The sequence below is a fragment of the Amaricoccus sp. genome (assembly GCF_036846665.1).
Classification (GTDB): Bacteria; Pseudomonadota; Alphaproteobacteria; order Rhodobacterales; family Rhodobacteraceae; genus Amaricoccus.
On sequence record NZ_DAIUBO010000117.1, the window covers coordinates 1 to 11,696 of the forward strand.

The window sequence follows — 11,696 nt, forward strand, 5'->3', positions numbered from 1 at the left end:
GTCGGCATCCTCCGGCCTTCCACCTCCAGCAGCTCGAAGAGCAGCCCGCCGGTGATCGGCGCCGCTTCCGCGAGGCGCACCGTCACGCGCTGGCCGAGGCCGAGGACGCGGCCCGAGCGCTCGCCGGTCAGGGTCTGGCTCTCGGCATCGTGGCGGAAATACTCCGTCCCGAGCGAGGAGATCGGGATCAGCCCGTCGGCCCCGGTCTCGTCGAGCCGCACGAAGAGGCCGAAGCGGGCGACGCCGGCGATCGTGCCCTCGAACTCGCTGCCCACCCGGTCGGCGAGCCAGGCGGCGATATAGCGGTCGGTGGTGTCGCGCTCGGCCATCATCGAGCGGCGCTCGGTCATCGAGATATGCTCGCCCGTTTCCTCGAGCGCCGCCTCTTCCTCGTGGCTCAGCCCGTCGTCGCCCCAGCGATGCGCCCGGATCAGCGCCCGATGCACGACCAGATCCGCGTAGCGGCGGATCGGCGAGGTGAAATGGCCGTAGCGCGGCAGGTTAAGCCCGAAATGCCCGAAGTTCTCCGGCGCGTAATAGGCCTGGGTCATGGCGCGCAGCACGCTCATGTTGATCATTTCCGCATGCTCGGTGCCCGCGACGCCGTCGAGCAGGCGGTTGAGATGCGCGGTCTTGAGCACCTGGCCCCTCGCCAGCGTCAGGCCGACCGAATCGACGATCTCGCGCAGCGCCTCGAGCTTCTCCGGGCTCGGCTCCTCGTGGACGCGGTAGAGCAGGCGGAGCTTCTTCGCCTCCAGCGTCTCGGCGGCCGCGACATTGGCGAGGATCATGAATTCCTCGATCACCCGATGCGCATCGAGCCGCTCCCGGAACGCGACCGAGATCACCTTGCCCTCCTCCGAGAGCAGGATGCGCCGTTCCGGCAGGTCGAGGTTCAGCGGCTGGCGCTGGTCGCGGGCGCGATGCGCCGCGCGCCAGGCCGCCCAGAGCGGCGCGATGACGCTTTCCGCGAGCGGCTCGGTGGTGGCGTCGGGCCGGCCCGACGCCGCGGCCTGGGCTTGGGCATAGGTGAGCGAGGCGGCGGAGCGCATCAGGGCGCGGGCGAAGCGATGCGACCTCTTGTGGCCGTCGGCATCGAGCACGATGCGCACGGCGATGCAGGGCCTTTCCTCGCCCTCGTGCAGCGAGCAGAGCCCCCCCGACAGGGCTTCGGGCAGCATCGGCACCACCCGGTCGGGAAAATAGGTGGAATTGCCCCGCCGCCGCGCCTCGCGGTCGAGCGCGGATCCGGGCGGCACGTATTGCGCCACATCCGCGATCGCCACCCAGACCACTTGGCCGCCCGCATTGGCCGGGTCGTCGTCGGGCGCGGCATGCACCGCGTCGTCGTGGTCGCGGGCATCCGCGGGGTCGATGGTGACGAAGGGCAGATGCCGCAGATCCTCGCGCGCGCCGAGCGAAACGGGGCGCGCCGCCTCCGCCTCGGCTAGCGCGTCCTCGGGAAAGTCGTCGGGGATCCCGTGCTCGTGGATCGCGATCAGCGAGACCGAGCGCGGCGCGGAAGGATCGCCGAGGCGGGCGATGATGCGCGCGCGCGGCAGCCCGTGGCCGCGCGCATCGCCGCTCTGCTCGGCCTCGACCAGCTCGCCCTCGCGCGCCCCGGCGCGGTCGCCGGCCGCCACCTGCCAGTCCCGGTCGATCTTCTTGTCGATGGCGGCGATCCGTCCGCCCGCTTCGCCCTCGTGATAGATGCCGATGATCCGCTTCGGCCCCATGCCGATCCGGCGGATCACCCGCGCCGCCAGCGGCGCCTCGCCCCCGCCACCGTCCTGCAGCCGGGCGAGCAGCCGGTCGCCCTCGCCGAGCGCCGGGTCGTCCCTGCGGCTGTGCAGCAGGATGCGCGGCCGCGGGGCCTCGGCATCCCATTCAGCCGGTTCCGCCCAGAGATCGCCCATGGCATCGGCGCCGGTGACCCGCAGCACCAGCACGGGCGCCAGCTCGCCCGTGGGGCGCAGCCGCCTGCGGCGCTTCCCGATCAGCCCGTCCTCGGCCATGCGCGCGAGCATCTGCTTCAGCGCGACCCGCGCCGCGCCCTTGAGCCCGAAGGCGCGCGCGATCTCCTTCTTGCCGGTCTGGGTGGGATTGTCGCGCAGGAAGGCGAGGATCTGCTCGGGCGTCGGAAGCGGCTTCATGCGCGCCGAGTATCACGGGCCGCGGCGCGCGGCACGCGGAATCTCCCGCGATGCCGCAACCCCGCCCGAGGGTGACGATGCCATGCTTCCGATCGTCTGCCGGAATACTGCCCGAGTCCGGGTTCCCGATCCGACGGCGAATCGGTCATCGGATTTCGGACATCCCCGGACTCACGGCGACAGGGCCGGCGTGGGAACGGATCGATGCCGCTCATGGACAACGCCTGCCGCGGGGCCGCACTCGGCAAGAGATCGGATGGTCGCGGCCTTCGTCTCGGCGTCGGCTCGCCGACCTGGAGGCTCTGGCAGATGACCCGCGCCCGCCGGGCCGCGGCGAAGGCGATCCTCGCGCGCGGTCCTTGTGGCCCGGAGCGATCGGGACGCACCCCGGTCGTCGCCCCGCGCCGGACGAACGGCCGACCCAGGATCATCGGCTTGCGCCTTGGACGGGCCGCGGGAGCGACCCTGCCGCCTCGGGCAGGTCCGGCATCGAGGGGCCTACGGGACCGGGGACGCCCTCTTGGCCAGCCGCATGTGGCGGATGAAGGCGGCAACGAAGATCGCGGTCATGAGGAGGATGATCGTCGGGGCAGGGGCGCTGTCGAGAAAGAAGCTCAGATAGACGCCGCCGAGCATCGCCGCGAGGCAGACGAGGCAGGCGACCGCGAGCATGCGGCCGAAGCTCCGCACCGTCAGGAAGGCGACCGCCCCGGGGGCGATGAGGAGGCCGACGGCGAGGATCAGGCCGGTCGCCGTGAGCGTGGCGACGATGGTGAGCGACAGGATGGCGAGGAGCCCGTAATGGAGAAGGCGGACCGGCAGGCCGGAGGCGCGCGCCTGCGCCGGGTCGAAGGCGTGGAGCATCAGATCCTTCCACTTCAGAAGCAGCGCCGCGGTGACGGCGAGGGCGATCGAGCCGGCCGTCCAGAGGTCGTGCGCGCCGACGCCGAGCATGTTGCCGAAGAGGATATGGTCGAGATGCACCTCCGAGGTGATCGAGGTGTAGAGCACGATCCCGAGGCCGAACATGCCGGAGAAGACCACCCCCATGACCGTGTCCTGCTTCACCCGGCTGTTCGAGGAAAGGTAGCCGGTGGCGAGGGTCGTGACCATGCCGGCTCCGAAGGCGCCGAGCAGAAGGGGGAAGCCGAGGACATAGGCGAGCACGATGCCGGGGAGCACCGCGTGGCTGACCGCGTCGCCCATCAGCGCCCAGCCCCTGAGGACGAGGAAGCAGGAGAGCAGCGCCGTCGGAACGGCGACGATGGCGCCGATCAGGAAGGCGTTCTGCATGAAGCCGAACTGGAACGGCAGAACGAGGGTCTCGATCATGCCGCGGCTTCCGTGCGCAGCGCCGCGGCGGCGCGGGCGCGGGCGGCACGCAGCCCGTGCTTCGGCGCCCAGACGAAGGCGGCGAGGAAGACCAGCGTCTGAAGGCAGACGATGATCCCGCCGGTCGCGCCGTCGAGGAAGTAGCTCGCGTAAGCGCCGACGAAGCTCGTCACCGTGCCGATGACGACCGAAAGCGCGATGAGCCGGGGGAAGCGGTCGCAGAGGAGATAGGCGGTCGCACCCGGCGTCACGACCATGGCGATGACGAGAAAGGCGCCGACCGTCTGCATCGCCGCGACGACGCAGGCGGACAGCAGGACGAAGAAGACGCCCTTGAGCAGGCTCGGGCGCAACCCGATCGAGCGGGCATGCGCCTCGTCGAAGAAGACGACCATCAGATCCTTCCACTTCGCCAGCAACACGCCGAGCGATACGACGCCGATGATGGCGAGCTGGAGCGTGTCCTGCGGCGTGATCGCGAGGATGTTCCCCATGGTGATCGTCTGGAGCGAGATCGCCATCGGATTGACCGAGACCATGAACAGGCCGAGGCCGAAGAAGGAGGTGAAGATGATGCCGATCACCACGTCGACCTTGAGGCCCGAGCGTTCCGAAAGGAACAGCATCGCCGCCGCCGCGAGCCCTCCCGCGAGGAAGGCGCCGAGCGCGAAGGGCAGGCCGAGCATGTAGGCGCCGGCGACGCCGGGCACGACCGCATGCGAGAGCGCGTCGCCGATCAGCGACCAGCCCTTGAGCATGAGATAGGCGGAGAGGAAGGCGCAGACGCCGCCGACCAGCGCCGAGACCCACATGGCGTTGGTCATGTAGCCGTAGCCGAATGGCTCGAGGAGCAGGGTCATCGCGTCGCCGCCTTCTCATGGACCTTCTCATGGACGCGAGTCCGGTCGCCGTACCGGACCAGCGGCCGCTCGTCGTCGGTGAGGATCGAGACCTGGCGCGGATCGTCGTCGTCGTGGAGCGCCGCGCCGCTCAGGGTGAAGTGGCGCAGCACCCCGCCGAACGCCCGCTCGAGATTCGCCTGGGTGAAGGTGGTCTCGGTCGGACCATAGGCGAGGACTGTATTCCTGACGAGGACGACGCGATCGCAGAACTCGGGCACCGAGCCGAGGTTGTGGGTCGAGACGAGCATGACCCGGCCCTCGGCGCGGAGCTCGCGCAGGAGGGTGACGATCTGCTCCTCGGTCGTCACGTCGACGCCGGTGAAGGGTTCGTCGAGCAGGATGAGCTGGCCGTCCTGGGCGAGGGCGCGGGCGAGGAAGACACGCTTGCGCTGCCCACCCGAGAGCTCGCCGATCTGGCGCCGGCGGAAGTCCTGCATCCCGACGCGGGCGAGGGCGGCGTCGACCGCGGCGCGGTCGGCGGGCGCGGGCAGGCGGAGGAAGCCCATGTGGCCGTAGCGGCCCATCATGACCACGTCCTCGACGAGGACCGGAAAGGTCCAGTCGACCTCCTCCGCCTGGGGGACATAGGCGACGAGGTTGCGTTTCAGGGCCTCCGCGACGCTCATGCCGAGCACGCGGATCTCGCCCTGCGCGGCGGGGACGAAGCCCATGATCGCCTTGAAGAGCGTCGACTTGCCGGAGCCGTTGACGCCGACGAGCGCGGTGACGGTGCCGCGCGGGATCTCGAAGGACGCATGGCGGAGGGCGGTCAGGCCGGTGCGGTAGGTGACCGTCACGTCCCGGGCGAGGATGCCGCCGCTCGGGCCCGCTTCCTCGCGGGGGTCGGGGGATGTGGTGATGGCGCGCATGCTGCCGTCCTTGCCTGCCGTTCCATGGCCGACCTTCGCTGCGCAGGCTGCGCAGCGAAGGCGGAGAAGCTGACCGACCCGCTCAGTTGATTCCCGCTGTCAGCCCGTTGGCGAGGGTCCCGGACGTCACCTTCAGGAGGTCGAGATAGGTCGGCACCGGTCCGTCGGGCTCCGAAAGGCTGTCCACGTAGAGGACGCCGCCGTAATGCGCCCCGGTCTCGCGGGCGACCTGCTGCGCCGGGGCGGTGTTGACCGTGCTCTCACAGAACACCGCCGGGATCTGGTGCTCCCTGACGCCGTCGATGACGGCGCGCACCTGCTGCGGCGTCCCCATCTGGTCGGCATTGATCGGCCAGAGGAAGAGCTCCTGCATGTCGAGGTCGCGCGCGAGGTAGCTGAACGCACCTTCGCAGCTGACCAGCCAACGGCGGTCTGCGGGGATCTGCGCGATCTTCGTCTTGAGAGGCTCGATCGTCTCGAGGAGCGCCCGCTTGTAGGCCTCGGCATTCCGCCGGTAGTCGTCGGCATGCGCCGGGTCGTGTTCGGAGAAGGCCTCGGCGATGTTGTCGATATAGACCTCCGCCGAGGTGAGCCCCATCCAGGCGTGGGGGTTCGGCTTGCCGTCGTACTCGCCGCCGCTGATCGGGATCGGCGCGATCCCCTCGGAAACCGTGACGGAGGGAACGTCGCGGAGGTTCGTCAGGAACCTCTCGAACCAGCGTTCGAGGTTCAGGCCGTTCCACAGGATCAGGTCGGCGCCCTGCGCCCGCACGATGTCCTGCGGGGTCGGCTCGTATCCGTGGATCTCGGCGCCGGGCTTCGTGATCGACACCACCTCGGCCTTGTCGCCCGCGACGTTGCCCGCGATGTCCGCGAGCACGGTGAAGGTCGTCACCACCTTCATCCTTTCCTCGTCGGCCGTGGCTGCCCCCGCCAGCAGCGCCGAGAGCGTCACCGCGCCGAGAAGGCGCGTCATGGCTCCATGCATCCCTTGGATCCCCTTTTCCGTCGCTTTCGATGGCATGATCGTAAATGCGATGCAGTCGCACAAGTCAACTGCAAATGCGACGCTTTCGCAATATGGATAGCGCTGGAGACGGTCTCACAGATCGAAGCGGAGAATGGATGCCGGCGCAGGCGACGGCGTTTGCTCAGGCGCTGCGCGACGCGGGCTTGCGTGCAGCCGCGCAGCACATGCTGCTGTCGCGCCTGACGGGGGCCGGGGACCATCCGGACGCTGCCGGCTCTCGCGGAGGTCGGACTGGTCCGCAGGATCCGCCTCGAAGGGCCGCAGGCGCGGTACGAGGCCCCACCCGCCCCGGCGCAGGAGCGCCCGGTCGACATCGACAGGGGGAGGTGGCCGAGATCGCGAGCGACGAAATCATGCGGCGTCGACATGAGCGCGCCCCCGACCGAGGCGAATCCGTACCGACCGATGCCCCGTGGATGCTGCGATCGCAAGCAGGTTCGACCCGGCGCGGAAATCGGGTCCATCGCGGCGGGCCCGCGGCGATTCAGACGATCCGGCTTGTCAGGAATGCCCAGCTGCGCAGGTCGCGCAGGGCCTTCGCCGTCGCGGCAAGGGCGAGGCCGCAGAGCGCCGCCTTCGAGACCGTCCCCATCGTGCCCTCGACCAGCATGGCGTGCACGACGCTGCAGGCGACGACCACCGCCGCGAAGGCCGTGTGGGCAAAGCGCCAGAGGCGGGGCCGCAGGCGCAGACGCCGGCGCAGCCCGGCCAGGAGCGCGGCGGCGAAAAGGGCCCACATCGCGATCACGCCCCAGGCGGAGAAGGGCGTCGGCGAGGTGAAGGTGAGCGCGTCGATCACGTCCGGCGGGCTGGTCGCCCAGAGCCCTCCCACATGCACGAGGATCGCCCCAACCAGCGCCGCCCCGGTCCAGCGGTGCAGGCGCCGGCCACGCGGCAGGCGCAGCCCCGGCAGATACCCCGCCGCCAGCAGCGGCTGCAGGAGGAGCAGCGCCATCGCGACGACCCCGGCGAGGCCGGCCAGGATGTAGACAGGGCCTCGCCAGGCCAGCAGCGGGCTCGTCGCGGCGACCCCGATAGGCAGAAGCATCGCCATGCCCAGGGCGGCCCAGGCGAGGGCTGCACGGGCCGGGCCCATTCCGGTCAGACCGGCTGCAGCACGAAGTCGGCGCTGAGGGTGGTTTCCCGCGCACTCCGCATCACCGGGCGCAGGAAGACCGTCTCGAACTCGCCGCTGTCATAGGCGAGATGGCCATGCGGCTGACCGAAGGCGGGCACGATCTGCGGCATCTCCAGCCGGAATGCCCCATTGGCATCGGTCAGGGTCGCGCCGTGGCTCTGGGGGTCGCGCTCGTGACCCTCGGTGGTATGCGCCCAGATCTGGATGCGCACGCCCCGCAGCGGTGCGCCGTCCCCGGCGCGGCGCACGGTGCCCGTCATCCAGAAGCCGCCGCCGCCGATCCGCTCGACGATGGGCGCGCCGGGGAGGTAGTTGTTGGAGCCGCCGCGCATCGACGGCGTGGGCGCGAGGCCCCGCGCGCGGGCGGGAACGAGGACGCCCGAGACGCCGGTGACGAGCACGAGCCCGAGAGCGGCCTGGGCCGCGAGAACGGTGCGGCGGCACGGGTGTTTCTGAATCATCGCGATCCCTCCTGCCATGCCCCCGGGCCAGCCGCCTTTCGGCCGCGCCCGCAGGGTCCGGAATGGCGTCGGACCATCGCCCTCGCTCGACAGTCTACGCCGCAATGGGGCTGCGAAGAAGCGCACCCCACGGGATCGTGATGGCCCTGGGTGGTCCTTCGCCCCGGATGGTCGCCCGCATCCCAACCGCCGGTGCCACCAGCCGCAGCGCCGCCATCGCCATCGAAGGCAAGGCCCGCCAAGGCTCGAAGAAGAAACTTGACATAATTAGTCAAGAATGGCTAGCAGCATCGCCAACGGCAAGCGTCCCAGCCATCCGCGAGGTCCCGCCGCCGTCCGAGGGAAGCCTGGGTGGGGGACTGAACGTGAGATACGCAATGGCGGCCGCCGCCGCGACTCTGCTGGCGTCGTCCGCAGCGGCGCAGGAGAGCTTCGTGCTCGATCCGATCCTGGTGGTATCCGCGGCCCGCGACGCGCGGCCGCTGCTCGACACCCCGGTCGCGGCTTCCGTGATCGAGGGCGAGGCCCTGGCGGTGAAGCAGGCCACCGACTTCCAGGAACTGATCGGCGACGCGCCGGGCCTGACGATCGAGGGCGGACCGCGCTCGATGGCGCAGGAGCCCAACATCCGCGGCTTCCAGAACGACCAGATCGTGCTCAGGCTGGACGGCGGGCGCTTCAACTTCGACCAGGCCCACCGCGGGCGCTTCTTCATCGACCCCGACCTCGTCGAGCGCGTCGAGATCATCCGCGGCGGCGGCTCGACCCTCTACGGCTCGGGCGCGCTCGGCGGCGTCATCGCGCTCGAGACCCGCGACGTGGACGACATCCTCGCGCCGGGCGACGATTTCGGCGGCCGGCTGCTCGGCGGCTATTCCTCGAACGGCGAGATCGGCCAGGCCAGCGCCAGCCTCGCCGGTCGCAGCGGCGATGTCGACGCCCTCGGCTACATCGGCTGGCAGCCCATGGGCGACAACCTCGTGGACGGGGCGGGGGACGCGATCGAGGCCTCGGCGCTCGACATCGTGAACGGCCTCGTCAAGCTCGGCTACGAGCCGAATGCCGCGAGCCGCTTCGAGCTCTCCGGCTCGCTCTACCGGGACCAGGGCACGGTGCCGGTCAACGGCAACGACCTGAGCAACCCGACCACCGACGTCGACCGCGACGCCGATGTCTCGACCGCCCGGCTCGCCTGGACCTATGCCCCCGAAGGCTCGGATCTCGTCGACCTGTCCGTGCTCGGCTATTACAACGGCCTCGAGATCACCGAGGACCGGCTGAGCGACGGCCGCGCGGACGTCACCGACTACGACACCACCGGCTTCGAGATCGTCAACCGCTCCAGCTTCGCGGCCGGGGTGCCGATGACGGTCGTCTACGGGCTGGAGGCTTTCCGCGACACCCAGTCCGGCATTCGCAACGGCGAGGCCAAGCCGCAGTTCCCCGACGCGGAGGCCGACACCATCGGCGTCTTCGCCGAGGCGACGATCCAGGTCACCGAGCGGCTCGAGATCGTGCCGGGGCTGCGCTACGACGATTACGGCCGCGATCCGGACGCGGACGGGCTCGCCGACGTGAACGAGGGCTTCTGGTCGCCGCGGCTCGGCGTCAGCTACCGGCCGACCGAGAACTGGCAGGTCTACGGCAACCTGGCGCGAGCCTTCCGGGCACCGGGCCTGACCGAGCTCTACAACGACGGTGTGCATTTCGCCGTGGGCGGCTTTCCGCTCGGGCCCGGCGCGACCTTCACCGGCATCAACGAATTCGTGCCCAACCCGGAGCTCGAGCCGGAGAAGTCGACCCAGTACGAGATCGGCGCGCGCTACGCCGGCGGCGGCGTCTTCCGCGAGGGCGACCAGCTCACGGCCAGCGCCAATGGCTATTATGCCGACGTCGAGGATTTCATCGACCAGACGGTGACCTTCATCGACTTCTCGACCGCGACCCCGGTGCCGGGCGGCGTGCTCCTCGGCGGAACGACGACGACCGAGAACGTCGACGCGACGCTCTGGGGCTTCGAGGGCGCGGTCACCTACGACGCCGGCCTCTGGTTCGGCGGGCTCGCCCTGACCGTTCCGCGCGGCGAAGCCGAGGACGGCTCCGCCCTCGGCTCGATCCCGCAGGACCGGCTGTCGGCGACGCTCGGCTATCGACCGTCCGACCCCTGGGAGCTCGGCGTCGAAGCGACCTTCGCCGCCAGGCAGGACGACGTGCCCGAAGGCGCCGAGCCGGGCGAGGCCTGGACCACCGTCGACGTCTTCGGCTCCTGGGCGCCCCAGGCGCCGCGGTTTCAAGGCGCGGTCCTGCGCGCCGGGATCGACAATCTCTTCGACGAGGAATACATGATCTACCCGAACGGCCTGAACCAGCCCGGCCGCACCTTCAAGCTCACCGCCACCGTCCTGTTCTGATCCCAGCCAACGCGAGGAGACCGCCGTGTATGTGGCGATGAACCGCTTCCGGGTGACGCCCGGCTCCGAGACCGCCTTCGAGGAGCTGTGGCGGAACCGCAGATCCCGGCTCGACGAGATGGAAGGCTTCGTCGAATTCAACCTGCTGCGCGGGCCGTCCTTCGACAGCCACACGCTCTACGCCTCGCATACGATCTGGGAGGACGAGGCGTCGTTCCGCGCCTGGACCACGTCGCCGCAGTTCCGCGAGGCCCATCGGGACGCGGGACTGAACAAGCCGCTCTATCTCGGCCATCCCGAGTTCGAAGGCTTCTCGAGCATCGAGGGGGTGTGAGGCGATGGCGGAGGCGATGGTGATCGACCGCCCCGAGGAATTGCTCGCCCGCGAGGCGGCGCTGCGGAACGAGCGCGGCCGGCTGCGGATGCGCGACGCCGCGGCGGCGCTCGGGGTGCCGGAGGCGGCGCTGGTCGAGGCGCGGCGCGCCACCGGCGCCGCCCTGCGGCTCGCCCGGCCCGACGCGCGGGAAGGCTATGGCGCGCTGCTCGCGGGCCTGCCCGCGGCCGGCGAGGTGATGGCGCTCACCCGCAACGAATCCTGCGTGATCGAGACCCATGGCCGCTTCGATGCGCCGGAATTCCAGGGCGCGATGGGCCAGGTGGTCGGCGAGATCGACCTGCGGCTCTTCACCGGTCGCTGGGCCCATGCCTATCTCCTCGAGGAGGAGACGCCCGCCGGCCCGCGGCGCAGCCTGCAGTTCTTCGACGGCGCCGGCCTCGCCATGCTCAAGGTCTATGCCACGGCCGCCACCGACGCCGCCGCCTTCCGAAGCGCCGCCGATGCGGCGAGCGATGCCGGCGCGGCGCCCGCCCGCTTCGAGGCGCCGCCGACGCCGGCCGCGGCCCGGCCCGACGCGGCCATCGACGCGGCCGGGCTGCGCGCGGCCTGGGACGGGCTCGGCCATACCCACGAATTCTTCGGGCTCCTGCGGCGCTTCGACGTCGGGCGGGCCCAGGCGATGCGGCTCGCGGGGCCCGAGCGGGCGCGGCCCGCGCCGCGGGCGGCGATGCGGGAGGCGCTGAGCCGGGCGGCGGCCGGGGCCTTGCCGGTCATGGTCTTCGTGGGCAATCCCGGCTGCGTGCAGATCCGGTCCGGCACGGTCGAACGCATCGAGACGATGGGGCCCTGGCTGAACGTGCTCGATCCGCGCTTCAACCTGCACCTGCGCGAGGACCGGATCGCCGAAGCCTTCGTGGTCCGCAAGCCCTCCGTCAACGGCGACATCCATTCGCTCGAGCTCTACGACGAGGGCGGCGAGGTGATCGTGCAGGTCTTCGGCCTGCGCAGGGCCGGCGAGCGCGAGCGCGCCGACTGGCGGGCGCTGGTCACCGGGCTCGGCGCC

10 protein-coding genes are annotated in these 11,696 nt (G+C 70.7%); 3 read left to right on the forward strand and 7 right to left on the reverse strand.

Features of this window, described 5'->3' with window-relative positions; translation table 11 throughout:
• From rnr to V7050_RS12345, 7 genes are all read right to left on the reverse strand, one after another.
• Window positions 1-2,153 (reverse strand): ribonuclease R (gene rnr / locus V7050_RS12315; RefSeq protein WP_324410597.1); only part of this gene is annotated, 2,153 nt, incomplete at its 3' end.
• Window positions 2,154-2,651: 498 nt separating this feature from the next.
• A complete protein-coding gene (locus V7050_RS12320; protein ID WP_324366840.1) occupies window positions 2,652-3,485 on the reverse strand; it encodes a metal ABC transporter permease in 834 nt (277 codons plus the stop codon).
• The gene (locus V7050_RS12325) at window positions 3,482-4,345 is read right to left on the reverse strand and encodes a metal ABC transporter permease (protein WP_324366842.1); all 864 of its coding nucleotides are present in this window, start codon (window positions 4,343-4,345) and stop codon (window positions 3,482-3,484) included. The genes V7050_RS12320 and V7050_RS12325 overlap by 4 nt, the downstream gene beginning before the upstream one ends.
• Window positions 4,342-5,256 (reverse strand): manganese/iron ABC transporter ATP-binding protein, encoded by a 915-nt coding sequence (locus V7050_RS12330; RefSeq protein ID WP_324366844.1) that lies wholly within the window; start codon window positions 5,254-5,256, stop codon window positions 4,342-4,344. The genes V7050_RS12325 and V7050_RS12330 overlap by 4 nt, the downstream gene beginning before the upstream one ends.
• 82 nt (window positions 5,257-5,338) lie before the next feature.
• Window positions 5,339-6,232, reverse strand: a complete 894-nt coding sequence (locus V7050_RS12335) for a metal ABC transporter substrate-binding protein (RefSeq protein ID WP_324366847.1) — start codon at window positions 6,230-6,232, stop codon at window positions 5,339-5,341.
• 538 nt (window positions 6,233-6,770) lie between these two features.
• On the reverse strand, window positions 6,771-7,340 hold the full coding sequence (locus tag V7050_RS12340) for a ferric reductase-like transmembrane domain-containing protein (RefSeq protein ID WP_324398258.1): 570 nt from the start codon (window positions 7,338-7,340) through the stop codon (window positions 6,771-6,773).
• Between the two features lie 47 nt (window positions 7,341-7,387).
• Window positions 7,388-7,885, reverse strand: a complete 498-nt coding sequence (locus tag V7050_RS12345; protein ID WP_324366851.1) for a twin-arginine translocation pathway signal — start codon at window positions 7,883-7,885, stop codon at window positions 7,388-7,390.
• Window positions 7,886-8,250: 365 nt separating this feature from the next.
• On the opposite strand from V7050_RS12345, the gene V7050_RS12350 reads away from it, so the two are divergent.
• From V7050_RS12350 to V7050_RS12360, 3 genes are all read left to right on the forward strand, one after another.
• Entirely contained in the window at window positions 8,251-10,296 is a 2,046-nt protein-coding gene (locus tag V7050_RS12350) for a TonB-dependent hemoglobin/transferrin/lactoferrin family receptor (RefSeq protein ID WP_324366853.1), read from the forward strand.
• A gap of 25 nt (window positions 10,297-10,321) precedes the next feature.
• Window positions 10,322-10,630, forward strand: coding sequence for an antibiotic biosynthesis monooxygenase family protein (locus V7050_RS12355; protein ID WP_324366855.1), 309 nt, complete (start codon window positions 10,322-10,324; stop codon window positions 10,628-10,630).
• A gap of 4 nt (window positions 10,631-10,634) precedes the next feature.
• Window positions 10,635-11,696 (forward strand): hemin-degrading factor (locus V7050_RS12360; RefSeq protein WP_324410599.1); only part of this gene is annotated, 1,062 nt, incomplete at its 3' end.

Bases quoted from the DNA above. Each gene is read 5' to 3' on its own strand.
- V7050_RS12330 (WP_324366844.1), bottom strand. From the start codon at position 5,256: ATGCGCGCCATCACCACATCCCCCGACCCCCGCGAGGAAGCGGGCCCG.
- V7050_RS12325 (WP_324366842.1), bottom strand. From the start codon at position 4,345: ATGACCCTGCTCCTCGAGCCATTCGGCTACGGCTACATGACCAACGCC.
- V7050_RS12345 (WP_324366851.1), bottom strand. From the start codon at position 7,885: ATGATTCAGAAACACCCGTGCCGCCGCACCGTTCTCGCGGCCCAGGCC.
- V7050_RS12320 (WP_324366840.1), bottom strand. From the start codon at position 3,485: ATGATCGAGACCCTCGTTCTGCCGTTCCAGTTCGGCTTCATGCAGAAC.
- V7050_RS12335 (WP_324366847.1), bottom strand. From the start codon at position 6,232: ATGACGCGCCTTCTCGGCGCGGTGACGCTCTCGGCGCTGCTGGCGGGG.
- V7050_RS12340 (WP_324398258.1), bottom strand. From the start codon at position 7,340: ATGGCGATGCTTCTGCCTATCGGGGTCGCCGCGACGAGCCCGCTGCTG.